This is a genomic window from Bradyrhizobium sp. CCBAU 051011 (assembly GCF_009930815.1).
Classification (GTDB): Bacteria; Pseudomonadota; Alphaproteobacteria; order Rhizobiales; family Xanthobacteraceae; genus Bradyrhizobium.
In genome coordinates, this window is sequence record NZ_CP022222.1 from 5657639 (window position 1) to 5681751 (window position 24113).

Consider the following 24113-nt stretch of genomic DNA (forward strand, 5'->3'; position numbering starts at 1 on the left):
TTGACGAGAAGGGTTGCCTGCAGAGAGCAGCGGCTATGGGAGGATTTCTGATGAACACGGGCGGCGCCAACCTCGTTGCACAAGAGAAGATCTACAATGTACCAGCCGATTGGGCCAAGCACGCCTTTATCGATGACGCCAAGTACCGCGAGATGTATGCCCGCTCGGTCAGCGATCCCAACGGATTCTGGGCCGAACGGGCCAAGCGCATCGACTGGATGAAGCCTTTCCAAAAGGTCGAGAACGTCTCCTTCGCTCCTGGCAATATCTCGATCAAATGGTTCGAAGATGGCGTCCTGAACGTCGCCTGGAACTGCATCGATCGGCATCTCGACAAGCGCGGCGACCAGGTAGCCATCATCTGGGAGGGGGATGATCCGAACACCGACAAGAAAATTACCTACAGACAGCTGCACGCCGAGGTGTGCAGATTTGCCAATGTATTGAAGGCGCGCGGCGTCAAAAAGGGCGACCGCGTCACGATCTATCTGCCGATGATTCCGGAAGCGGCCTACGCGATGCTGGCCTGCGCGCGGATCGGGGCGATCCATTCCGTCGTATTCGGCGGCTTCTCGCCGGACTCGCTTGCCGGCCGGATCGACGGCGCCACGTCGGCCGTCGTCGTTACCGCCGACGAAGGGGAACGCGGCGGCAGGAAGGTGCCGCTGAAGGCCAACGCTGACGTTGCGGCCCAAAAGCTCGGCTGTATCGAGAGCATCATCGTGGTTCGCCATACGGGCGGCGATGTTGCCATGAAGGCGGGCCGCGATGTCTATTACGACGAAGCCGCGAAATCGGTCTCGACCGATTGCCCATGCGAGGAGATGAACGCGGAGGATCCGCTGTTCATCCTCTATACCTCCGGTTCAACCGGTGCCCCGAAGGGCGTAGTTCACACCACCGGCGGCTATTTGGTCTACGCGTCGATGACGCATCAATACGTGTTCGACTATCACGACGGCGATATCTACTGGTGCACCGCCGACGTCGGCTGGGTCACCGGCCACAGCTACATACTCTATGGACCGCTGGCGAACGGCGCGACCACGCTGATGTTCGAAGGCGTGCCGAACTATCCGGATAATTCCCGCTTCTGGAACGTCATCGACAAGCACAACGTCAATATCTTCTACACCGCGCCGACCGCGATCCGCGCGCTGATGCAGGCCGGCGATGCGCCCGTGCAGAAGACCTCGCGCAAGAGCCTGCGTCTGCTCGGCACCGTCGGCGAGCCGATCAATCCGGAGGCCTGGGAATGGTACTATCGCGTGGTCGGCGACGGCCGCTGCCCGATCGTCGACACCTGGTGGCAGACCGAGACCGGCGGCATCCTAATTACGCCGCTGCCGGGCGCCACAAAACTCAAGCCGGGTTCGGCGACGCGGCCGTTCTTCGGCGTGGTGCCTGAGATCGTCGATGCCGACGGCAAGGTGCTGGAGGGCGAAGCCACAGGCAATCTCTGCCTCATCAAGTCCTGGCCGGGGATGATGCGCACGGTCTATGGCGACCACGCCCGTTTCGAGCAGACCTATTTCTCGACCTACAAGGGCAAGTACTTTACTGGCGACGGCTGCCGCAGGGATGCGGACGGCTATTACTGGATCACCGGCCGCGTCGACGACGTCATCAACGTCTCCGGCCACCGCATGGGCACCGCCGAAGTCGAGAGTTCGCTGGTCGCACACGCCAAGGTGTCGGAAGCCGCCGTGGTCGGCTATCCCCACGACATCAAGGGCCAGGGCATCTATGCCTATGTGACGCTGATGGCCGGCACCGAGCCGACCGAGGAGTTGCGGAAAGAATTGGTCGCCTGGGTGCGCAAGGACATCGGCCCGATCGCTTCCCCCGACCAGATCCAGTTCGCGCCGGGCCTGCCAAAAACCCGCTCGGGCAAGATCATGCGGCGCATCCTGCGCAAGATCGCCGAGGACGAGCCGTCCAGCCTCGGCGACACCTCGACGCTCGCCGATCCACACGTGGTCGAAGACCTCGTCCAGAACCGGCAGAACAAGAAGGGCGCGCCGGCGTAGTCGCGTTGCCACGCAGTGTGGGTGCCGACGATCAGAAACATGAACGAGAGAGGCAATGCAATGAGGATTGTTCTATTGGGACCGCCCGGCTCCGGAAAGGGAACTCAAGCGACCCGATTGGCTCAACGGTTGGCCATTCCGCAATTGTCCACCGGCGATATGCTGCGCGCCGCAGTGTTGGCACGAACTCCGATCGGGAGAAAAGCCAAGGCGGTGATGGAACGTGGTGAGCTTGTTCCAGATGAGCTTGTGGTTGCGGTAGTCGCAGAGCGCATTTTGCGGCCTGATGCCACGAATGGGTTCATCCTCGATGGATTTCCTCGCACCATTGCCCAGGCCGTGGCGCTTGATGACCTGCTGCTGACCGAAGGGCTCAATCTTGACTATGTGGTTGAGCTGAAGGTGGATGAAGAAGTCTTGTTGCATCGTATTCTCAATCGAGCCAAAGAGGCAAAGACTAACGGACAGACTGTAAGAGCAGATGACACGGAAGGCGCATTGAAGGTCCGTTTGGAAGAATACCGCAGGCAAACTGAACCGCTCGCCGACTATTATCGCGCGAAGGGAATTATGAAAAGCATCGACGGCTTACAACCAGTGAAGAGCGTGGCGGCTTCACTCCTCGAGGCGCTCGACGCTTGATCGCGAGCGGGCAAATATTGTCCGCGGCTAACTATGACGGCTGGGGCAGCCGTGATTGGGAGTCCAGCGGAAAAAGTTGAGGTTCCCACCCGGACCTTTGATGTCCCTCAAAGCTGCATTCGGCGACAATCGTAAGAACTCCCAACGTCACCGCCGAACCGCCCATAGAGGGTGCCGACCGCTCGACACGGGCGGCTGAGGAGTTGGCGGGAGCCCCGGCGATCGGGGCCGGGGCTCCAACCGGCCGACAGCCGGGTTAGCAATTTTGGGAACCTGCTCTCGTTAGGCCCGATGTTGGTGCTGACGAATGTCTAGAGGCGAGTGCGCAGATCGGCCTGACGGTTGCTGCGTTCTTACTCTTGAAGCAGGAGGCTCTGATGCCTATAGCCGCCGACGCTGACGACTTGGAATTGGCGGTGCGCCACGCGCTGTTGACGACGCGCGCTACCGCGGCTTGCCCCTTCCATCCCGACGTAACGATCCGGGTCGGCGATGACGCCGCCGAGACCCACGCGTTCTATCGTGCTCGGAATCTCGTCAAAAGCGACGGCACCGGCTGGAATCATGACTTGCTGATGGAGCAAATCGCGCGCCAACTAGCCAACGCAGCCGACCGCGTGTGTCCCAAATGTTCAGGCGCGCCGCTTACTTGATCTAAGAGCCCTCGATGGTGTGGCAATGGCTAACATTGTCTTCCGATGTCCGAAGAGCGGGCAACTTGTTCAACAGGTGTTTGATCTGACGTTGCCTCTCGAGTAGGTGGCGGAGGCCTACCGAGCGATGGATGAGCGCCGTGCCATCAAGGCGCTGTTGCGCCCGTAAAGCAGGAACATCTTTCCTGGCTCTCGCATTGGCGGTGGCTCTCAGCCGAGACGGCATGTGCCGACGACTATCGCCAAAATCAGCGAGGCTGTTCATGAAATGCGGTTTCCTCTTTGATCCAGCGCAACGACCCGGGCCCGACCTGCGCTCACCTTGGGTCATTCAGCTACCTAGGGAGCCCTACCATGACCGTTCAGGAAACGCCCTATCCCGTCGTCAGCCGCATGGTCGACATCTTCGGCGACTGGCTAAAGCACCGGCGCGAGCTGAGGGGAATGCGCCAGATGGACGCCGCCAACTTCGGCCGGATCGCGGGCGAATTGCGGATGTCTTCCGCCGATCTGGAGGCGCTCGTCCGCCAGGGCCCGCACGCCACCGATGAGCTGCCGAAGATGCTGACGGCACTCGGCATAGACCAGGACGATCTGGCGCGCAGCGAGCCGCTCGTGCTTCGCGACATGGAGCGTGTCTGCGCGCTGTGCAGCCAAAAACGCCGATGCGACCGCGATCTCGCCGCCGGCACCTCCGCCGCGCATTATCAGGAATATTGCGCCAACGCTCCCACGATCGATGGCCTCGGCCCGGCGAACCAGTAAGGCGGTCGAGGCCGCGGCCATTCAAGGGCGGTTGTCGGAACTCGAGGCAGAGTTTCGCGCAGCGCTCGAGAAGCGCGCTAAACCGTATGTCGGCATTCCGACCAAAAATATTAGTGCGACATCAGCGTCGGCACCGTCATGCACCGAAGCATATCGCGGGTGACGCCGCCGAGGATCCTTTCCTGCAAGCGCGAATGTCCGTAGCCGCCCATCACCAGTAGGTCCAGGCTTTGATCCGCCGCAACGGAAAGAATGGTCGGCTGAATTTCAGAATGTCCTGCCGGGAAGGATACGATCTTGGCGGGCAATCCAACTCGCGCCAGATGCTGGACAAGACGCTCGGGCGTGGCCTCGGCCGGAATCGAGCTTGAATTCGTGATGGTGATGATCGTGAGTGCATCTGCCTTCCGGAGCAGCGGCATTGCGTCCTGCAACGCGCGGCTCGCGAGACGGCTCCCGTCCCAGCAAACTCCGACACGGCGTGCCGCAAATGCGCCACGGAATGTATATGGCATGAACAGTACCGGGCCGCCTGCCTGGAACAAGATTTCCGTAGAAAGGTAGTTGTCGAACGTGTGGCACTCGAATTCTGGCTGCAAAGCGATGGTCAACTCATGAAGTCGCGCAACTGCACCGGCGATCGAGATTGCTTCGGCCGGAATTGCGCTGATCGTGCGGCAGTTGTAGGAAATTCCAGCCTCTTTTGCTTCGAGCTCAAAAACGCTCATTGCAGTTTCTCCGCGCTCGATAGCGCGTATCCGATTTTCCTGAAAGATCATTGCGGTCGCCGGGCCGGCTATTGCGGCCAACGGAATATTGGTGGTCTCGTAGCCAATCGCGAGAGCATTGACATGGGCGTGGCAGGCCATAGCCAACACGACTGAACCGTCAACAACCGGCCGAACCGGACGTTCGGAAGGGATGAGTGCCAGGACGCTCTTGAACATGGTCGTTCTTCCCTGGACTTTGTGGCCATCGACGCAGACATAAGAGCAGAGAATCATCGACATATTGAGCTAGGTCAAAATCCCTTTGGCTTTTCGGCCCAAACTAAGAATCGTTCGCCACTGCACATTGGATTGCGGCGACGCACATGCTGGCAACGGATGTCATGCGAACCTGGTTCGCGACCGCTGCTCGATTCCGTCCGCCTCTTGCTGAAAACCAACCAGCGCGGATTGCCCGTAATCGACAACAACGGGTCGTTGGGTCGGGGTCATCTCGGAAGGCGATTTTTTTCACCGGCGGGAGCTGGGCGGTGCGCGAGGTGAAGTCCGTCCTGAAGGACGGTTGAGCGCGCATAAGGAAGTTCGGCTTTCAGCCCGTAGTTTCACCGAATGCAAATCTCGCGGCCACCGTGCTGTAGTGTCGCCACACCAGGCAGGCGCATTTCATCAGCTATCGAAGTTCGGTGGCCGCAGGCCGATCGGCTGCGGCCATTATATTTTGACTCCGCCTGCTCGCCTCGCAAGCAGACCGGCGTTCGCCGATCACTCTTGCGGCGGGGCAGGGCCCGGAGTGCCTAGGAGTCCGGGCCCCTGCAACCGTAACAGTGCCTGAGCGCGCTCAGGTCCGCTCGGTTACGAACTCAACTCTACAGGCTCGCTTCCGGTTCGCTTTGATTCATCTCAAGTTCGCGTGCCCTCGTCAGCAGCGCTTCCGCTCGCGGCAGACACTTCGGCAACTTGATTTCATTGGTCCCTGACCGAGTGCAAACGCCACTAGGGCGGCGCAGAGCACTCGGGCAGGCAAAAGTTTTCTGAAAGCGGCCTTCGTAGCGGTCGCAGAAATCTTGCAGGAAGAAGGGAATGTCACGCCGCTGAAGGTCGCAACGCTGGCGGAGCTCGCGGGCGGTTTCAGCCCAAGCACACCGAACTTGCCATAGTCGACAGCGACCAGATAGGCGGTCGCAGCCTTTTGTCGGGCACGATCGAAGGCATCCAATCCGATCCACGCATCAAAGCGAGTCCATGCCATGCCACTCTCGCGAGTCAAGCTGAGCCGTGCTGATTCATTCCGGCACGAAAAAGCTCCGGAAGCGTGTCCGAAGCCCTTGGCCGTTCGAACCGTCCTTGATCAAGAGCAACGTGAGGCTTGCTACGCCGACGTACCTATGCACCGGGCACCGCGAACGATCACAGGGGATTGCCAGGTTGGCAGTTGTTGAGCACGCGCGAATTCACGGAGAGGTCGCCAAGGGCTTCGAACCTGTCCGGGCCGCGTTCCTCGAGAACTTCACCCGCCGAGACGAACTCGGGGCGGCGTGTTGCGTGTACCGCCACGGCGAGAAGGTCGTCGACCTCTGGGGCGGAATCCGCAACAAGGCAACGGGCGAGCCTTGGGAAGAGGACACCATGGTCCTGGTGCACTCAGCCACCAAAGGATTGGCGGCGATGACGCTCGCCCTCGCGTTCTCGCGCGGTTGGCTCGACTATGAGGAGCGCGTGTGCACCTATTGGCCCGAGTTTGCTCAAGCTGGCAAGGACAGGATCACCGTCCGGCATCTCTTGGCGCATCAGGCCGGCCTACACGCCTTCGACGAGCCGGTCGACCGCGGGGTCATCGCCGATCTCGACCGCCTGGCGGGCGTCATGGCGCGCCAGAAGCCGGCCTGGGATCCGGGAACGCGGCAGGCCTATCACGGCATTAGCCTCGGCTTCTATCAGAACGAGCTCCTCCGGCGGCTAGACCCGCAGCATCGCACGCTGGGTCGCTTCTTCCACAACGAGATCGCGAAGCCCTTGAAGCTCGAGTTCTATATTCGCCTACCCGAGACGATCCCGAACTCGAGGCTCGCCAAGCTCGAGCAGCCAGCCTGATCGCGCGGCTGCTCGGCTTTCCCATTAAGCTGCAGCTCGATGCACTGAATCCCCGCTCGCACTTCTATCGCTCATTGGTAGCAAACCCCGGTACGGCGCTGTCGTATGACGCCGAGCGCATCTACGCGCGCAATTTCGAGGTGCCTTCGGGGGGCGGCGTCGGCACAGCCCGCGCCATTGCACGAGCCTATGGCGTCTTTGCCGCGGGGGGAGACGATCTGAAGATGCGGCCCGAGACCACGCGCTTGCTCATGGCGCCGGCGATACCGCCAGAGCGCGGCTTCTATGACGAGTGCCTGAGAGGCGAGGCGCAGTTCTCGTTGGGTTTCATGAAGCCGAGTCCGCAATGGCCGTTCGGACATGCAGGTGCGTTCGGTGCACCGGGGGCGGGTGGATCGCTCGGTTATGCCGATCCGGAAGCCGGCATCGGCTACCGCTATGTCACCAACGGATGGGGACGGCCCTGACCGGCGACCCCCGCGACGTTGCTCTGCGACACGCGTTGGCCTCGATATAAGCGTGAGGTCGGCGCGGGTCGGTGAGATCGAATTGGTCGGCTCGGCTTTAACAACAAGGAGAAGCCCAGCTACAAGGCGAGCGGGCCCGCCAAATCCTTCCACCGGCCCACCGATTTCGTCTCGCGCACCAGGGTGCGACCTTGATCTCAGGCGCTGATGCCTATGCCAATGACGACGATTGACACGCTTCTGGTTCATAAAGCAATACCAGTCATTCGGCACGGTGGACTGCGGACTAGGCCGCGCAGCCGCGGCACGCTGCATCGCGGAGGCGGCATCTGGACGCCTGCGGCGTTGCTACCGCGGTCGGGCGTCATCGCGTCACTTCAGCAGTGGGTCATTCGCGACGGATTGGCGATCCCGCCTTACGTGTGCTTTGCATCAATGAGCCGACATTGATAGGCGCGCTTGAAGGTGCGTTAGGTGCGCCTTATTTTCGTAGCGATCCGATGTAGGCGGCGATATCGCCTGCTTCGTTTCGGCTGAGCGGAAAGTTCGGCATCTTGGGATGCGGCTCGAGCAGAAAGAACGCCAGTTTCTCGGCATTGAAATCCGATCTACGCGCTATGGCGGCGAACGGCGGAACGTCCGCACTTGCTTGCTTTTGATCGGCGCCGACGACGTGACAAGAGGCGCACCAACGTTTTGCGAGTTCTGCACCATGATCCGCATCGGCCGCCGCCGCCGGCGACAGGGCCAAAACGACGAGACCGGCGACAAAAAGCAGACCTTGGCGCGGCGTGTTTCGCCTGGAGCAAATTCGCTGGATGCGCATCAGAATCGATTGGTATCGCAGTTCCCTCATTGGATCACCTCTTGTGCGCGCCTCGTTGGCCAAGCCTCGACGAGGCTTTTGATATCGCTCAATCCGGCGTTTGGCGACAGTCATAAGGTCACCAATGCACCGTCGACCCCCGAAGAGGAGCTTGACCTGCATCAATCGTGGGATGCTTATCTCGAATAACCTTTTGGCCTGATAGGGGGATCGAAATGCGCGCGCATCAAATTATGACCCGCAAGGTGATCACGGTGAAAGCCGAGACACCCATTCTCGAAGCTGCAAACCTGATGTTGCAACATCACATCAGCGGGCTTCCGGTGGTCGATAACACGGGCAGGCTGATCGGTATTGTCTCTGAAGGCGACTTCATGCGTCGCAGTGAAATCGGGACGCAAGGGCCGCGCATCCGGTGGTTGGACTTCCTGGCGCGGCGCCGAAGAGCTTTCGAGTGGCGTTGGACCAGTTCAACCGCCGGGTTGAAAGATCCAAGTCCCAGGTGCCGACGCCCGATCCGTCGGCGCCGACGCGGACATTCCCATCGAGCGGATCCTGACTTCGAAACGGTCGGTCGGCGTCAATCATGCTTGGCTTTCGTGCTCTATCTTGCCAGATATTGCATCCAATCGCGCGCTGGGGAATGGATGCGCGACGAAATTATGAGCATCCATTGAAATAAAGACGATATCAACGGATGTAGGCGGTGTCCGCGTCCTGAAATGATCGTGTTTGCAATGCCTTCGGGAGCTGCAGGCTCCCTGATCTAGATTAGTTTCGACCCAGGAGGACCTCTATGATGCAGCTTTGTGGGCAGATGCCGATACGGCTTTTTCGCCCCAAGGCGCGAGCAGGCTAATGGACTACAAGACTGTCATGGTGGGGTCTGGCGCTGGATCGGCCTGACGATGCCTGCCTCGGGGTGGTCGGAGATATCGCCGAACGATTCGGGGCGCGGATCGTCAGTGTTGCCGCCTCGGACCTCAGGCTGCCAATGTACTTCGCCGAGGGCGATTTGCGCAGAAAACTGTTCGATGCCACCGCGGCTGCGAGCGAACTGGTGATGCAGACCGGCCGCCCGCTCATCGTCGTGCCATCAGCGGTGCAATGGCTCGATTTGAGCAGCGTTCTGGTCGCGTGGAAGGATGTTCGGGAAGCCCGCCGTGCAGTGGTCGACGCGCTGCCGATCCTAGCTGTGGCAAAAGAAGTTGCGATCGCAGAATTTCCCGAGCAAGGCGCATCGCGCCGATGTCGCGAACCGTCGCCGATGCATGACGCCCGAATTCATCTATGTCGATCCGGCGGCGAAGCTGACCCGGGCATTGCAACTGATGGTGGATCCCCGGATGAGATGCCGGATTCCGAACAGCGGCTGGTGGGGATCATCACGCGAAGATATCATGTGGGCGTTGATCGGCAGCGCACGCGGGTAAGGCGCTGCCGGGTGTGGATGCGGGGCGTCGGCGCCCATTGGCCTAACCGGTTTTCGCCAACTCGACGGACCGGGTCCTGATCTGATGGGCGCGCATTTGGCGATCTGCGCTTCAAAATCCCGGAGCGCCGGGACCTGGCGCAGCGCTCCGACGGCTTTGTTCAGGCGGCCGATTTGATCTCGATCTGCTTGGTCTGCTTCGGCGCTGGCTTCTTCACGGTGACCTTCAGTACGCCGTTGGCGATTTCAGCCGAAATGTCCTCAACCTTGACGCCGGAGGGAAGCTCGACCGAACGCGAGAACGAGCCGTAGCTGCGCTCGACAAGGTGATAGTCCTTGTTCTTCTCCTCGCGCTCATTCTTCTTCTCGCCGCGGATGGTGAGGAGATTGTCGGCCACGTTGAGCTCGACGTCCTTCTTCTCCAGCCCCGGGAGTTCGGCAGTAATTTCGATCACCTTGTCGGTCTCGCTGATATCCATGCTGGGCATCGCCGTTGTGGCGAAACCGGGGATGTTGCGCGTGACGCCCTCGAACAGCCGGTCGATCTCCTGCTGCAGAAGCGAGAACGGATTGGTTTCGCGGCGGCTAACGGCACGCTGGGTTACAACCGGGATGACGGATTTCGTATTCATGTGTACCTCCTGGTTAAAGCCGTACTGACCTTGGCCATGCTAGAAGGAGGCTTGTCGCGGTCCTTTGATGAGGATCAAAATTCAGCCATGTCGCCCCGGCTAGGCTGCACACGCTTGCGTGAGGATGACAGACGAAATGCACGCCATGGTCCTGCTGGCGCCCGGCGCGCCGCTTCGGTTTGAGCCGCGGGAGGATCCGGCACCCGGGCCTGGCGACTTGCGCATCCACGTCAGCGCCTGCGGCGTGTGCCGGACCGATCTGCACGTCGTTGACGGAGAATTGCCCGATATCGCCTATCCGATCGTTCCCGGCCATGAGGTGGTCGGCCGGGTGGATGCGCTTGGCCCCGGCGTCACGTCCCTTCGAATTGGCGAGCGCGTCGGCGTTCCCTGGCTCGGTTACACCTGCGGCGAATGTCCCTATTGCAGTAGCGGCCGGGAGAATCTTTGCGACCGGCCGCGCTTCACTGGCTACACGCGCGACGGCGGCTTTGCCACGCATTTCGTCGCAGACGCCCGCTATTGCTTTCCGCTCGGCGAAGCCGACGACGACATCGCGATCGCACCGCTGCTTTGCGCGGGCCTGATCGGCTGGCGCTCGCTGGTCATGGCGGGGGACGGAAAGCATCTCGGCATCTTCGGCTTCGGCGCAGCCGGGCATATCATCGCGCAGGTGGCCCGCTGGCAGGGGCGCTCGGTCTACGCATTCACGCGCGCGGGCGATGTTGAGGCCCAGCGTCTTGCGAAATCGCTCGGTGTGGATTGGGCCGGAGGGTCGGAAGACCGGCTGCCGGTTCCGCTCGACGCGGCCATCATCTACGCGCCGGTCGGTGCTCTCGTGCCGTTGGCGTTGCGTGCCGTGCGAAAGGGCGGGCGGGTGGTCTGCGCCGGCATTCATATGTCGGATATTCCTTCGTTCCCTTACCGCATCCTCTGGGAGGAACGGCAGTTGCTTTCGGTCGCCAACCTCACACGCAAGGACGGAACGGAGTTTTTCAAGGTCGCCGCGCAGGCCGGCATCAGGACGCATACGACCGCGTTCCCGTTGCGGGAGGCGAACGAGGTGCTGACCAGGCTGCGCGCCGGGCAGATGACCGGCGCTGCTGCTGCAGCCATGACCGCGCAACGCCCAGTCAATACGGCCGCACTCGATGAGTCTGAGCCGCAAGAGCGGGTGCTCGCCTTCCTCGATGGTTCGTGCTTCGGCGCGGCGAATGGCGGCAAGCGCATCGACACCCATGCTTCGATGGTTTTTCTTGGGGGCGACCGGACATTGAAGATCAAGCGCGCCGTTCGGCTGCCGTTCCTCGACTATTCGACGCTCGAGAAACGCAAGCGCGCCTGCGAGGAGAAACTGAAGGTCAACGCCGGCAACGCCCCGGAGCTCTACCGGCGCGTTGTCGCCATTACCCGCAATTCCGACGGCGCGCTTGAAATCGGTGGCGCCGGGACCCCTGTCGAGTAGGCAGTTGAAATGACACGGTTCGATGAGGAGCGGGCGCTTGACCGTGTCGCTGCGTCGGAGACGATCAATCCATCCCTTGCAATGGCCGTTGCCGATGCGATCCTGCGGTCCCACGACAACGCACCGCCCGCCGACGGCGAGTCCTGGATCGCCTCCATTCCCCCCATCATCGCACCCAACACCGCAAAGTTTCGCAATGTGCTCGGACTTGACGCCGCGGCCATCGATCGGCTCGACGCCGCCAGCCGCGATCTTGCAACGACGCTGCTACCGCTGCTTGGTCGGCGCGCCGCTCAGGGGTTTGTTCGGCGTTGTCATGGCGATCTCCATCTGGCCAACATCGTGCTGGTGGACGGCCGGCCGCTGCTGTTCGATGCCATCGAATTTGATGCTGTTATCGCGACCACGCGCGTTTACGCTGATGGATCTCGTCCATTTCAATCAGGGCGTGGCGGCAAACGCGGTGTTCAATCGCTACCTTGCGGTTGCAAAGGTTGAAGATATAGATGGCCTCGAGCTGTTGCCGTTGTTCCTGTCGGTGAGGGCGGCGATCCGCGCCCATGTGCTGTTCATGAAGAGCGAGCATGCCGAGGATGGCGAAGCGGTTTGGCAAGAGGCCAGGCGCTATTTCGACCTGGCCGGACGCCTCATCAAGCCGAAGGCGCCGATGTTGGTTGCGATCGGCGGCATGTCGGGGACTGGAAAGTCGGTTCTCGCGCGTGGGCTTGCAGGCTTGGTCGAGCCGCCGCCTTCGAATACCGCACAGCGTGTACTGGCCCAGGGCTGCTCGGTCGTGCTCGATGCTGCCTTCCTGCAGGAGGCAGAGCGGGCAGAGCCCGCCAGCCTGGCGCGCAAGCACGGCGCGCGCTTCGTTGGCCTGTTCCTGACTGCGGATCTGGCGGCCCGGCTGGCGCGGATCAAGCAACGCAAGAGCGATGCATCCGATGCAACCCGGGATGTCGTCTTGATGCAGGAGACCTTCACCATTGGTGCGGTGGATTGGCACATGGTCGATGCCTCGGGTACACCCGACCAGTCGCTGCGTAGCGCGCGTGTTGTGCTAGAACCGGCTCCGGGCGAGGGCTGACGATGGCAGCATCCACCGAAGGTTGCCGCAGGCATATCATGACTTCAAGCAGGCCGGAGCACGTTGACGCCGCCATTCGCAGGGCTGCCGGACGACATTACCCGGGTTTGATGCGCATCAACTTCGACCGTGCACTCGTCGGTTACGCTGCAAGTAGAAACCGAGGGCCGAGCGTCTTCGCGAATGTTTGGTAGAACGGCGATGTTCAGGAACATTCTGGTTCATATTCCCTCGGAGCGTCCGGTCAGACCGGTGATTGAGGTCGCCGTCGCGCTGGCGATGGCGCGCCGGTCGCGTCTCGATGCGGTGGCCATTGGCTATGAATCGATGGGCGGCGTCGGAATGTTGGTGGGGAGCGGTGGAGCCGCCATTGCTGCCGCAGTGGGGGCCGAGCAGGCGCGTGCCCAGGAAAGGGCCGACGCGGCGATTTCCGTTTTCGAGGTCGAGGCCAAGCTGGCCGAAATTGCCTACGACGTCAGGAGCTTGACGGCGATTCCGGCCGAAGCCGGAGAAGCCATCGGAGTGCTTGCGCGGCTTTACGACATGACCATCGTGCTCCAGCCCGACTCGTCGAAGTCCAACTACGACAATGACATTCCGCAGGCGATCTTGTTCAATTCCGGCGGACCGATGTTGATGATTCCCCACATCCACAAGGGGCCGCTCGACACGCACCACGTCGGGATCGCCTGGGACGGCAGCCGTCTGGCCGCTCGTGCGTTGCGCGATGCGATGCCGTTTCTGATGGGCGCGAAGGCGGTGACCGTGATTGCGGTTAACGAGGAAGCGGGCGAGGCATCCTCGGACCAACTCGTTGGCCATCTGAGCAGGCGTGGCATCGCAGCGAGGGTCCAACGGCTGGCCACGGAACGCGGCGATGTTCAAGCAGCCATTCTATCGATCGCAGCCGAAGGCAATATGGGCCTGCTCGTGATGGGTGGATACGGCCATTCGCGATTGCAGGAGCGAATTCTCGGCGGCGTCACACGGCGCATGTTCGAATCGATGACGGTGCCAGTTTTGATGTCGCACTGAGGTGATTTCGATTCGGTTTTGCCTCACCTGGATCAACCGCTCGGGCGTGGCGTGAAGACTGACGACCAGTGGCTTTTTCAATGTCTCCAGCTGGTGCGGCAGCGGAATGCCCGGCACCAGTGGCACATTCGCAGTACGGACGCCGCGGTTGGCAAGATAGATCGAGGTCGGCGTCTTCGAGGTGACCGTTCCTTGATAAAGAGAAAAATATGACCGTACACAACCACGCCGTGGTCTGGGTCGATCACCGCGTCGCTAAGGGCCTGGAGGCCGTCGACGAGCGAACCATTCATGCCGACCTGGCAACGTCACATCTGCATCATAAGGCCAACACGATCGGCTCCGGCAAGGTCGAGGACGATCCGACCTTCCTTCCGCGCATCGATGAGGCGCTGGAACATTGCGAGGCGGTCCTTGTCGTGGGTCCCGGAAACGAGAAGACGCTGCTGCTGAAACATCTGAAGGAGAGCCGTCGTGCCCCGGGGGATCGCGACGTTCGCGCCGAGCCCTGCGATCATCCGACCGACCGCGAAATCGTCGCGCTCGGGCGGCGTCACTTCCATCTCGGCGAGCCCGTGCGTTGAAATCGGGCGCCGGGCTGACCGGCCGCAATCTGGCAGTTTGATGCATCTCAATGCGCGCCCGATGGCTGTCGGTATCGTTTTGCCGGAACCCCAGATATCGGAGAGGGATTGTCATGGCAGGGCTGTCTGAACGGGCCGTATCGGATTCCTCCCAATCGGCCGCCAATGCGGAGGCGGAAGCCTCCAAATTGAACCAGAGTGCACTGGAGTTCATGTTCGGCGCGCAAAGGATTATGTTTGAGGAATTCGTTTTCTTCACCGACGAGGTGCTGGAGCGAACTCGTACCGAAATGCATCTTTTCACGGAGTTCGTGGCGAAGATGGCGGGCGCCCATTCCGTCAAGGACGTCAAGACGATGTGTCAGGAATGCGGGCAGCATCAGCTCGACTTCCTTCGCCGCGACTCCGAACGGCTGTTCAGGCATGGCGAGCGGATGATCGCCACCACTTCGAACTTAATCAGCGGTCGCCGTTGAACTGATCGGCTAAATACCATGCAGCCGAAATCAACACTGCCAATGGCGGAAGTGACCATCTTGCCGCTTCGTGCCCGTTCCGCGGACCAGGGTGGCTATCGGCAGTCAGCCGTGCCGGCCGAACAGCCAGTTGCGCCGGTAACGCAAGGAACGAACGGCGAAACATATCAGGCCGATCGCGCCCTTCATGCGATGCTGGCGCGCATGAGCGGCGGCATTTCGCCAGCAGCGCTGCTGCTGGCCTATGCGGACTGGCTTTCGCATCTCGCCTGGTCGCCGCAGCGACAGATCGAGATTTCGCAGGATGCGCTGGTCGAAGCGAAGCGGTTTCTTGAAGCCGTACAACACTTCTATTCGCCCGGGCAGGGACCGTGGTCGCTGATCAGGCCGCCAGCGCAGGACAGGCGCTTCGATCGGCCGGAGTGGGAACATCCACCATTCAATCTGATGGCGCAGGCGTTTCTCCTGGGCCAACAATGGTGGCACAACGCCACCACGGGCGTGCGCGGCGTGGCGAAGCAGAACGAAGCGATCGTCGAATTTTCGGTCCGGCAGATGCTGGACGTGCTGTCGCCCTCCAATTTTGCCGCGACCAATCCGGAAGTGCTGCGGAAATCGTTCGAGAGCGGCGGCAAGAACTTCGTGCGAGGCTGGCATAATTTCTGCACCGACTGGATGAGCCTGGCGTCCGCGGGTCTTGGACCTGTCAAAACCGGCGATTTCGTTGTCGGCGAAACAGTCGCGACGTCGCGCGGCAAGGTGGTGTTCAGCAACGAATTAGTCGAGCTTATCCAGTATTGTCCGACCACCGGCAAGGTGCATCCGGAACCGATCTTGATCGTGCCGGCCTGGATCATGAAGTACTACATTCTCGATCTGTCGCCGCAGAACTCACTGGTGAAGTATCTCACCGGCGAAGGCTTCACCGTCTTCATGATCTCGTGGCGCAATCCGGACGCGGCCGACCGTGAGGTCGCCTTCGATGACTATCGAAAGCTCGGCGTCAAGGCCGCGCTCGACACGATCGGCGATATCGTGCCCGATCGCCAGGTTCATGCGCTCGGCTATTGCCTGGGTGGAACGCTGTTGTCGATATCGGCCGCGACCATGGCGCGTGACGGCGACGACCGCCTGAAGTCGATCAGCTTGCTTGCCGCGCAAACGGATTTCACCGAGGCCGGCGAGTTGACCCTGTTCATCAACGAAAGCCAGGTCGCGTTCCTCGAAGACATGATGTGGGAGCGCGGCGTTCTCGATACCACGCAGATGGCGGGCGCATTCCAGCTGCTGCGTTCCAACGATCTGATCTGGTCGCGACTCACCCGTGACTATTTGATGGGAGAGCGGGCGATGCCCAGCGATCTGATGGCCTGGAATGCGGATGCCACCCGTCTGCCTTACCGGATGCATTCGGAGTATCTGCGCAAGCTGTTCCTCAACAATGATCTTGCCGGGGGACGATATCTTGTCGAGGGAAAGCCGATCTCGCTTTCGGACATTCGCACGCCAATGTTCGTGGTAGGCACCCTTCGCGATCACGTCGCGCCGTGGAAGTCCGTCTACAAGATCCACTACCAGGTCGATGCCGACGTGACCTTCCTTCTTACCAGCGGCGGCCATAATGGGGGAATCGTGGCGCCTCCCGGCGAACACGGTCACAGCTATCGGGTCAAGACTGAAGTGGCGGACGCGACCTATACCGGCCCCGACGAATGGCTGAAGACTGTGCCGCTGGTTGAAGGATCGTGGTGGCCGGCATGGACGAAGTGGCTGGCAGCGCGATCCAGCGAGCCATCTGAGCCGCCGGGCATGGGCACAAAATCGGACGAGAGCGATCTGCCCGATGCGCCGGGCGACTACGTTCTTCACTAATTCCCCGAAGCCACCGATTGAGACCAGATTTGTCATCGGTCCGAGACTGTGCCGGGTTATCTTGCCGCGGTGGCAACACATTGCGTGGGACACCTTCACAGGGCCCGCGATCTGCCGGGTACTGAACACCGATGTCACCTATCGCCTGAGAAACCTGCTTGCACCGCGTTCAGTCGCGCTGATCCGAGCCAGTCCGCGGCATGGCTCGGTCGGCCGCGCCATCCTCAACAATAATCGCAAGGCCCAGTTCAAAGGCGAATTCGGCCGTCGTGATCGGCCGCGTGGAGCGGAAGTTTCGCGGGGCGGGCCCAGCGAATTTCGCCGTGCGGTGAATATGCGATCCTGTTGCGGTCGGATCTCAAGGGCAGGGGACTTGGCTGGGCCCCGATGCAGTATCGAATATGCGAAATCGAGGGATTGAAGGCCATTTCCGGCGACGTGCTGGCCGAAAACACGGTCATGCTGGCGATGTGCCGCAGTCTGGGCTTCGAGGTGGAATCGGATCCGCTCGAGCACGACATCTGCAACGTCAGGCTGACGCTCTAGTTATTGCACGAGCGCCCGCCGTAGCCGCGCACGGTCGACGGCGGCGGGATGCCCTTAATGCGAAAACAGGATCGGTAGCGGCGGTTTCGACAGCAGGCTCTTGGTGGCGCCGCCGAGGATGAACTCGCGCCATCGCGAATGCCCATAGGCGCCCATCACGAGAACGTCGACCTGATGCGAAACGGTGTAGGCTTCGAGCACGTCGCCGATCCTTCGGCCGTTGGCATCGACCTTGTCGAGCACCACGTCGATGCCGTGGCGCGCCATGTTTTTGGCCAGTGCTTCGGCGGAATGCCTGCTGTCCAGCTTCTTTTCGTTGGTGACGGTAACGATCCGCACCTTCCTGGCCTTTTCGAGCAGCGGCATGGCATCGGAAACCGCGCGGGCCGCGGCGCGACTGAAATCCCAGGCGACGGCGACAGTCCCGAGTTCGAACGGGCGCGCCCGCGGACTCTCAGGCAGAACGAGGGTAGGCCGCCCCGATCCGAATATCACGGCTTCGGCGTACCACTGGTCGTAGCTTTCCGGCACCGGCACCATGGTGAGGTCGCGAAGCCGCGCATGGTCTACCAGGAGATCCGGCACGGCGAAGGTCGGGCATTTTTCTAAATAGATTTCGTGCAGAATGCCGGCCTTGTTTGCGGCGGCGTCGAATGCCGCCAGCATGGCCCTGGTGCTGTTCCGGCTCTTTTCGGTTTCGCCCGCTATGATCCCGGGAATGTTGGCCGTCGAGCCGGAAAGGAAGTGCCCGGGCACTTCCACATGGACCTCGCAGGCCACCGCCGCCAGGTGAGCGCCGAAGGTTGCGGCGATCGCGACCGCATCCTCGGCAACCGAGGCCGGGGTGGGATCGGGATAACTCGTCAACGTCACCAGAATGTCCTTGAACGCCATGGGGCTCTCCTTTTTCCGGAACAAATTAGCGTCCGGTCGGCTTGGGCGATTGATCCATCGCAAGCGGCAGGATTTGCCAGCTCTAGGATTGCAGCCGCGGGCGCAGCACCGGCTTCAGGAGTTCGAGGGTGATCAGCGCGATGACTCCCGCGCCGAGCGTTAGGGCCAGGTCGTCGGCGTGCAGAGGTCCGAAGGCGAAGAGCTTGCTTGCCAACGGCCACAGCAGGGTGAGGGCCAGGATGGCGGCAACGGCCGCGAGTACCGCGGCCAGGGTCCAGTTTGGCCGCCGCAGCGCTGTCAGCAGTGACGCGCTGAAAGAACGGTTGACCAGGATCAGACTGACGATCACCACGACGAGCGAGAAGAATGCCAGCGCCCGCACTTCCGGCACCGGCATGCCCGACTGGAGCGCCAGGACGTAAATGGCTGCGACCACTGCGAAAGCCAGCGTCCCCTGCAGCAGGCTCCAGGCGACCAGCGCCCGCGAGAACAGCGGCTCGTCGGGCGAACGCGGCGGGCGACGCATGACGTCGTCCTCCTCGGTTTCTGCCTCGAATACCAGCGAGCAGACGGGATCGATGACCATTTCGAGAAAGGCGATATGGATCGGCCCGAACAGCAAGGGGAGGCCGAACAGCAACGGCAGCAACGCCAGTCCAGCAATGGGGACGTGAACGGCGAAGATGAAACTCATCGCCTTGCGCAAATTGTCATAGATGCGGCGGCCCAGACGGATCGCCTTGACGATCGAGCCAAAATCGTCGTCGAGCAGCACGATGGCGGAAGCTTCGCGCGCCACATCGGTTCCGCGGCCGCCCATCGCAATACCGATATGGGCGGCCTTCAGTGACGGCGCATCGTTGACGCCATCGCCCGTCATCGCGACGACCTCGCCATTGCCTTTGTACGCATTGACGATACGAAGCTTCTGTTCCGGCATGATCCGCGCGAAAACGCTTGCTGTCTCCACTCGGCTTGCCAGTTCAGCATCGCTCATTTTCTCTAGCCGTTCGCCGGTAATGAGCTCCCCGCGTTCGAAGCCGGCCTGATGTGCGATTGCATTTGCGGTCGCCGGATAGTCGCCAGTAATCATGACAGCCTTGATGCCGGCCGACTGGCATTCGCGCACCGCCGCGATGACGCCGGCGCGCAGCGGATCGGCCAGCCCGACAAGTCCCAGGAATTCGAACGTCAGTTCGCGCGGTGACCCAGGCCAGCTCGGCCCGGTATGCGTGGCACGGGCGGCACCCAATACCCGCAGACCAGCCGCGGCCATCTCATCGATCGATTGCATCAGCGCCGCGCGGTCCGTGGCGCCCAGCTTGCAAAGACCGGCGATTGCCTCGGGGGCACCTTTGGCGGCGACGACATATTCCTGACGCGAGCTGTCCGGCTGCCAGATATGGGTCACAGCAAGCAGGTCGGGACGGAGACCATAGGCGTGAACGAGCTTCCAGTTCGGGTGCTGACACGAGGGCTCTGCCAGCCGCTCGCGCGCCAGGGTATGGAATGCCCGCTCCATCGGATCGAATGGCTCCGGTGCGCTCGCGAGCAAACCGAATTCGCTCAAGTCGCGGAATTGCGCAGGCATTTCCGCCCCGTTGCCGGGTCGAAAAGCGTTCTCTCCTTTCAGCCTCAGCTCCACGATCGTCATCCGGTTCTCGGTGAGGGTGCCTGTCTTGTCGGTACACAGTACGGTGGCTGAACCCAGCGTCTCGATGGCGGCCGCGCGCCGCGTCAGCACGCGCGCGAGCGAGATTCGCCATGCGCCCATGGCCATGAAGACGGTCAGGACGACCGGGAATTCTTCCGGCAGCATCGACATGCCAAGCGCAATTCCGGCCAGTACAGCGTCCAGCCAGCCGCCGCGCATGGTTCCGTAAAGCAGGACCGCGAGCACGCTCACCGCGCCGCCCAAAACGGCAAACAGCCTGACAACACGTTGGGTTTGCGCCTGTAGGCGCGGCGGTTCGGTTTGGAGCCCGGCCAGCGATTGGCCGATCTTGCCGATCTCGCTTCGCACTCCGGTTGCCGTCACCTCCGCCAGTCCCGAACCTCGCACCACTAGCGAGCCGGAGAATACCTGAGGCAGATCGTCGCCTCCCGGCCGCTGAGGTCCGAACTCGGTACGATCGTCCCAAGCGACCTTGCGCACGGGGACGGATTCGCCGGTCAGAGTTGATTCGTCGGCTTGGAGATCCTGGCACTGGAAGAGAACGGCATCGGCAGGAACCCGATCTCCTTCGGAAAGGACGATGAGGTCGCCCCGTACCACATCGCGGCCTGTGATCCGCTTGCGCTCACCGTCGCGAATGACCAGCGCGCGGGGGCTTGTGAGGTCGCGCAGCGTCTCCAGAACGCGCTCGGTGCGGGTCTCCTGCACCACGGTGATCACGATCGACATTGTGGCAAAGGCGACCAGGATGATCGCCTCCTTCAGGTCGCCAAGCGCCAGGTAGACGATCCCGCCGACCACGAGCAGCGCCAGCATCGGTTCGCGTAGTACCTCGACCGCTATTCGAAACGGCGTGCGACGGTCGGGTTGTGGGAGCTCGTTATGTCCCTCGGCCTTCAGCCGGGCCTGGGCATCCGCTTCATTGAGGCCGCGGTACCGTCCTTGCGATTTCAGAAAATGAAACACTATGCCTCGTGATCTGCTCGGATCGATGTGAACATGGAGGGTGTCTCGACCTTGATGGCGTACGGCTTGAGCTCGACGCTTGCTACCGAGAGACGGTTAAACAGATCACGTCGGCGCGCGAGCGGCCACCAATCGTAGAGGAAAATTTCGAGAGGTCGCCAGTTGGCCACCCAGCCGAGGATCAAGAAGCTCTCTTCAGCCAGTCTCTTGAACGCGGATTCCGCCAGATAGCCCCCAGCTAAATGGGCCAGCAAAAAGCAGGCTACAAGTATTGAGGCGCCAATTGCCAGAGAGCGCCGGCCTACACGAAATAGCTCATTGAGATCACGTTGAACGACGAGGGCACGGCCGGAAAAATAGTGGTTGAAGGCCTCAACAAGCTCGTTGGAAGTCATTATCTGTGACTGCGTGTCTGGACTGTGCACCACAATCCTGATGGGGCGGTTAGCCAGCATCTCCTGTGCCCACCCCACGATGTAGTCCTCGGCCTCGTCGGCGAGATCTTTTTCCCGAAACGGAAAGGGATCGAGCGTGTGAAACAGCTGCGCGATGTCGTTTACGCGAATTTCGATCAGGTTTTCCGTGGCCTCAGACGTCGGCTCGCTGTTTGTCGCCATAGACTGTTGCCTTGCTTCGAGCGTTCCGAACCGCCAAGGACGTCGGGCTGCAAAACGGCAGGCCGAAAACGCCCCTGGTGTTCAGAGATACGACACTGCCGTTACGCGGTAGGTGTGCATTTTGCCGCGCTCGTTGATCGAAACATATTCGCCGACGACGAACCGCTCATCCGCAAAATGAAAACCGACCTCATCGGTCAGATCGCTTTCGCCGTCATAATGGAAGGCCCAGCCGCCGCCCGACCGACGAACGAGGTGACCATGCTTGTCTTGCTGGTCCGGGCGCTGGCGTACGACCCGACAGGCGTCGCGATGGTCGCGCCACAGTCCTGCATCGATGCGATCCTCGGAATCGAGCGGCGCCACGATGATATAGGCCACCTCGGCATCTCCCTCGGGATGGCCGGGCTCGCGGGCCAGCGCGAGGCGGAATTGCCGGAATTGCGCCGGCAGGGAAGCGTTCAGGATCGGCTTCGGCTTGGTCTTGGTTCTGGTCTTGGACATCTCGTATGGCTCCTTGGTTTTTCCGGTATGAGGCTGCTACCTTCGCCGTGATCAGTTCGGCTCGGACATGACTTTCGCCGCAGGGGCGGTTGCCCTGGATTTCTTCAGGCTCTTGACGATGATCGTGATCAGCGGCACCAGCACCAACGGCAGTACGCTGTTCAGGGGATGCTGCACCATGCCGGTGAATTGCGATTGCAGCGCGCGGACTTCGCTTTGCAGGGCCTCGACCGCGGAGCCGTGAATGTCAGTGGCCAGTTCGAGTTCGCGGCCCGAGGGCGGCCTACCGCCAACCACGAACAAGACGGCCGCGATCACGAAATTGGCGACGGCAAGAATCGCGGCCGCGGAAATCGCGCTCCAGATCTGCACCAGCGCGAAATACGCTGACAGCTCCAGCATCAGCAGGCCAAAAACCGCGATCAGCGCGGCAAACGCCCGCAGGCCCAACCCGACCAGCATGTGCCGCATCCGGATCTCGGCGATGATGCGGTCGGTGCGCCACAGCGCCCGCAGCTGCTTGACGACGTTCTCGCTGTTCACGTCAATGCCTCCTCAGCATGAAACCGATGGCAATGCCGAGCGCGAAGGCCGATGCCAGCGCCGCAATCGGCCGCTCCGCGATCAACCGCTCGACATGCTCCTCTTCCTCGCTCAAGGTTTCGCCGAGTTCGCGCAGGGTCGTCTTGATCGGCTCGGCGAGCGCTTCGGATCGGCTCTTTGCGGCCTCAAGCATGTCGTCGGCAGGCATGTTCAAGAGGCGCGACATCTCGCTTTTGAGCGCCTGCAACTCGTCACCCAGCCCGCCTGATTTGAACATCGCGCTCGCTCGCTTTCCTTGCGGTTCAAATTGTAGGTGAGACCGCAGCGACGCCTTTTGATTTGGGTCAACCGGGTTACTCAGGCGCGTCTGCCTTGAGGCAGGTCAACATGGGTGCCGCGCCCCGGGTCTAGAAAAAGGGAGCTATCTGATTGAGGGAACATCATCTTGGCGACCGCACCTCTGTTAACGGCGACGCCATCAGGCGATGCGCTCGAACTGCGTCCGGCGGGCTCCTGGACGGCTGCGAATGCGACGACGCTCGAACGGCTTTCCAATGACGTTGCGCCGCAGCTCGATCGCGCCGCCGCCATCAAGGTTGATATGACCGGGGTACGCGAACTCGATACGCTCGGCGCTTGGCTATTGGAAAAAATGTCGCGGCGGGCCACTTCGGCCGGCCACCGCGCCGATATCATTGGCGTTGCCGACAATTACGCCGGCCTGATCGACGAGGTCCGCCAGGTCAACCGGCGAATGCCGGCGCCGGCCCCGGCGCGCAATCCCGTCGTGGCAAAGCTCTACGATATCGGCCGTGCCACCATCGGTGCAGGCGAAGACGTCGCCGCATTCCTGCAGATGCTGGGCGCGCTATGCGTCGCTATCCTGGGCGTCCTGCGCCGGCCGCGATCGTTGCGGCTGACGTCGCTGACCTACCAGCTCTATCGCGTCGGCTGGCAGGCGATACCGATCATCGTGCTGATCACCTTCCTGATCGGCGCCATCATCGCGCAGCAGGGCATCTTCCATTTCCGCAAGTTCGGCGCGGATTCCTACGTTGTCGACATGGTCGGCATTCTCGTGCTGCGGGAGCTCGGCGTGCTGATCGTCGCCATCATGGTCGCGGGGCGTTCGGGCAGCGCCTATACCGCCGAACTCGGTTCCATGAAGATGCGCGAGGAGATCGATGCGCTTTCGACCATGGGACTGGACCCGATCGAAGTCCTGATGCTGCCGCGGGTTCTGGCGCTGGTCTGTGCGCTGCCGATCCTGAGCTTCATTGGTGCGATGGCGGCGCTTTACGGCGGCGGCCTCGTGGCCTGGTTCTACGGCGGCATGGGGCCGGCGATCTTCCTCGCGCGGCTGCATGACGCCGTCTCCGTCACCCATTTCGAGGTCGGCATCATCAAGGCGCCGTTCATGGCGCTGGTGATCGGCATTGTCGCCTGCAGCGAAGGCCTGCGCGTGAAGGGCAGTGCGGAGTCGCTCGGCAAGCAGACCACCACGTCGGTCGTCAAGTCGATCTTCCTGGTGATCGTGCTCGACGGGTTGTTCGCGGTGTTCTTTGCATCGATCGGAATGTAGC

At 61.5% G+C, this 24113-nt stretch carries 23 protein-coding genes and 4 pseudogenes; 17 read left to right on the plus strand and 10 right to left on the minus strand.

Features of this window, described 5'->3' with window-relative positions; all coding sequences use genetic code 11:
• Nucleotides 1-50: 50 nt before the first annotated feature.
• The 4 genes from acs (at nt 51) to ACH79_RS26475 (ending at nt 4090) form a co-directional block, all read left to right on the plus strand.
• Nucleotides 51-2030 (plus strand): acetate--CoA ligase, encoded by a 1980-nt coding sequence (acs, locus tag ACH79_RS26460; RefSeq protein ID WP_161853572.1) that lies wholly within the window; start codon nt 51-53, stop codon nt 2028-2030.
• 60 nt (nt 2031-2090) lie between these two features.
• Nucleotides 2091-2672: an adenylate kinase gene (locus ACH79_RS26465; protein ID WP_161856581.1), complete on the plus strand. Its 582-nt coding sequence runs from the start codon at nt 2091-2093 to the stop codon at nt 2670-2672.
• Between the two features lie 377 nt (nt 2673-3049).
• Entirely contained in the window at nt 3050-3325 is a 276-nt protein-coding gene (locus ACH79_RS26470) for a hypothetical protein (protein ID WP_161853573.1), read from the plus strand.
• Nucleotides 3326-3679: 354 nt separating this feature from the next.
• Complete coding sequence (locus ACH79_RS26475) at nt 3680-4090, plus strand: hypothetical protein (RefSeq protein ID WP_161853574.1); 411 nt, start codon at nt 3680-3682, stop codon at nt 4088-4090.
• A 110-nt stretch (nt 4091-4200) separates the two neighbouring features.
• On the opposite strand, the gene ACH79_RS26480 is transcribed toward ACH79_RS26475, so the two are convergent.
• Nucleotides 4201-5037 (minus strand): universal stress protein, encoded by an 837-nt coding sequence (locus ACH79_RS26480; RefSeq protein WP_161853575.1) that lies wholly within the window; start codon nt 5035-5037, stop codon nt 4201-4203.
• Between the two features lie 1206 nt (nt 5038-6243).
• On the opposite strand from ACH79_RS26480, the gene ACH79_RS43150 reads away from it, so the two are divergent.
• Nucleotides 6244-6909, plus strand: coding sequence for a serine hydrolase domain-containing protein (locus ACH79_RS43150; RefSeq protein WP_202639042.1), 666 nt, complete (start codon nt 6244-6246; stop codon nt 6907-6909).
• A 74-nt stretch (nt 6910-6983) separates the two neighbouring features.
• Nucleotides 6984-7376: a serine hydrolase gene (locus ACH79_RS43155; protein ID WP_202639043.1), complete on the plus strand. Its 393-nt coding sequence runs from the start codon at nt 6984-6986 to the stop codon at nt 7374-7376.
• A gap of 481 nt (nt 7377-7857) precedes the next feature.
• Here ACH79_RS43155 and ACH79_RS26490 read toward each other — a convergent pair whose 3' ends face one another.
• Nucleotides 7858-8202: a c-type cytochrome gene (locus ACH79_RS26490; protein WP_161856582.1), complete on the minus strand. Its 345-nt coding sequence runs from the start codon at nt 8200-8202 to the stop codon at nt 7858-7860.
• 215 nt (nt 8203-8417) lie between these two features.
• On the opposite strand from ACH79_RS26490, the pseudogene ACH79_RS26495 reads away from it, so the two are divergent.
• Together ACH79_RS26495 and ACH79_RS43160 are read left to right on the plus strand one after the other, a co-directional pair.
• Nucleotides 8418-8633: pseudogene (locus ACH79_RS26495) on the plus strand (CBS domain-containing protein); the annotation flags it as partial.
• A 563-nt stretch (nt 8634-9196) separates the two neighbouring features.
• Entirely contained in the window at nt 9197-9715 is a 519-nt protein-coding gene (locus ACH79_RS43160) for a hypothetical protein (protein ID WP_202639044.1), read from the plus strand.
• 80 nt (nt 9716-9795) lie between these two features.
• Here ACH79_RS43160 and ACH79_RS26505 read toward each other — a convergent pair whose 3' ends face one another.
• The gene (locus tag ACH79_RS26505; RefSeq protein ID WP_161853576.1) at nt 9796-10266 is read right to left on the minus strand and encodes an Hsp20/alpha crystallin family protein; all 471 of its coding nucleotides are present in this window, start codon (nt 10264-10266) and stop codon (nt 9796-9798) included.
• 136 nt (nt 10267-10402) lie between these two features.
• Between ACH79_RS26505 and ACH79_RS26510 the strand changes: the two are divergent.
• From ACH79_RS26510 to ACH79_RS26520, 4 genes and pseudogenes are all read left to right on the plus strand, one after another.
• A pseudogene (locus tag ACH79_RS26510) lies at nt 10403-11371 on the plus strand (zinc-dependent alcohol dehydrogenase family protein); the annotation flags it as partial.
• A 369-nt stretch (nt 11372-11740) separates the two neighbouring features.
• Nucleotides 11741-12229, plus strand: coding sequence for a phosphotransferase (locus ACH79_RS44260; protein ID WP_246738134.1), 489 nt, complete (start codon nt 11741-11743; stop codon nt 12227-12229).
• Entirely contained in the window at nt 12153-12818 is a 666-nt protein-coding gene (locus ACH79_RS44265) for an AAA family ATPase (protein ID WP_246738135.1), read from the plus strand. Before ACH79_RS44260 ends, ACH79_RS44265 begins: the two co-directional genes overlap by 77 nt.
• A gap of 201 nt (nt 12819-13019) precedes the next feature.
• Nucleotides 13020-13853 carry a universal stress protein gene (locus ACH79_RS26520; protein ID WP_161853577.1) on the plus strand — a complete coding sequence of 278 codons (834 nt, stop codon included), beginning with the start codon at nt 13020-13022 and terminating at the stop codon, nt 13851-13853.
• Nucleotides 13854-13862: 9 nt separating this feature from the next.
• Here ACH79_RS26520 and ACH79_RS26525 read toward each other — a convergent pair.
• Nucleotides 13863-14036 (minus strand): annotated as a pseudogene (locus ACH79_RS26525) (kinase/pyrophosphorylase); the annotation flags it as partial.
• A gap of 26 nt (nt 14037-14062) precedes the next feature.
• Between ACH79_RS26525 and ACH79_RS26530 the strand changes: the two are divergent.
• The 4 genes and pseudogenes from ACH79_RS26530 to ACH79_RS26545 form a co-directional block, all read left to right on the plus strand.
• On the plus strand, nt 14063-14437 hold the full coding sequence (locus ACH79_RS26530; protein ID WP_161853578.1) for a hypothetical protein: 375 nt from the start codon (nt 14063-14065) through the stop codon (nt 14435-14437).
• 113 nt (nt 14438-14550) lie between these two features.
• The gene (locus tag ACH79_RS26535) at nt 14551-14913 is read left to right on the plus strand and encodes a hypothetical protein (protein WP_246738136.1); all 363 of its coding nucleotides are present in this window, start codon (nt 14551-14553) and stop codon (nt 14911-14913) included.
• Between the two features lie 18 nt (nt 14914-14931).
• Nucleotides 14932-16785: an alpha/beta hydrolase gene (locus ACH79_RS26540; RefSeq protein ID WP_161853580.1), complete on the plus strand. Its 1854-nt coding sequence runs from the start codon at nt 14932-14934 to the stop codon at nt 16783-16785.
• A gap of 327 nt (nt 16786-17112) precedes the next feature.
• A pseudogene (locus ACH79_RS26545) lies at nt 17113-17331 on the plus strand (N-acetyltransferase family protein); the annotation flags it as partial.
• A gap of 54 nt (nt 17332-17385) precedes the next feature.
• Here the strand turns inward: ACH79_RS26545 and ACH79_RS26550 are convergent.
• The 6 genes from ACH79_RS26550 to ACH79_RS26575 all read right to left on the minus strand — a co-directional run bounded on the left by ACH79_RS26550 (nt 17386) and on the right by ACH79_RS26575 (nt 22807).
• Nucleotides 17386-18225 (minus strand): universal stress protein, encoded by an 840-nt coding sequence (locus ACH79_RS26550; protein WP_161853581.1) that lies wholly within the window; start codon nt 18223-18225, stop codon nt 17386-17388.
• A gap of 82 nt (nt 18226-18307) precedes the next feature.
• The gene (locus tag ACH79_RS26555; RefSeq protein WP_202639045.1) at nt 18308-20866 is read right to left on the minus strand and encodes a cation-translocating P-type ATPase; all 2559 of its coding nucleotides are present in this window, start codon (nt 20864-20866) and stop codon (nt 18308-18310) included.
• The gene (locus ACH79_RS26560; protein WP_161853582.1) at nt 20866-21483 is read right to left on the minus strand and encodes a hypothetical protein; all 618 of its coding nucleotides are present in this window, start codon (nt 21481-21483) and stop codon (nt 20866-20868) included. Before ACH79_RS26560 ends, ACH79_RS26555 begins: the two co-directional genes overlap by 1 nt.
• Before the next feature lie 81 nt (nt 21484-21564).
• The gene (locus ACH79_RS26565; RefSeq protein WP_161853583.1) at nt 21565-21987 is read right to left on the minus strand and encodes a hypothetical protein; all 423 of its coding nucleotides are present in this window, start codon (nt 21985-21987) and stop codon (nt 21565-21567) included.
• 51 nt (nt 21988-22038) lie between these two features.
• Nucleotides 22039-22530 carry a phage holin family protein gene (locus ACH79_RS26570; RefSeq protein WP_161853584.1) on the minus strand — a complete coding sequence of 164 codons (492 nt, stop codon included), beginning with the start codon at nt 22528-22530 and terminating at the stop codon, nt 22039-22041.
• Between the two features lies 1 nt (nt 22531).
• Nucleotides 22532-22807, minus strand: a complete 276-nt coding sequence (locus ACH79_RS26575; RefSeq protein WP_161853585.1) for a hypothetical protein — start codon at nt 22805-22807, stop codon at nt 22532-22534.
• Between the two features lie 168 nt (nt 22808-22975).
• Between ACH79_RS26575 and ACH79_RS26580 the strand changes: the two genes are divergently transcribed.
• Nucleotides 22976-24112: an MlaE family lipid ABC transporter permease subunit gene (locus tag ACH79_RS26580; RefSeq protein ID WP_161853586.1), complete on the plus strand. Its 1137-nt coding sequence runs from the start codon at nt 22976-22978 to the stop codon at nt 24110-24112.
• Nucleotide 24113: the final 1 nt, after the last annotated feature.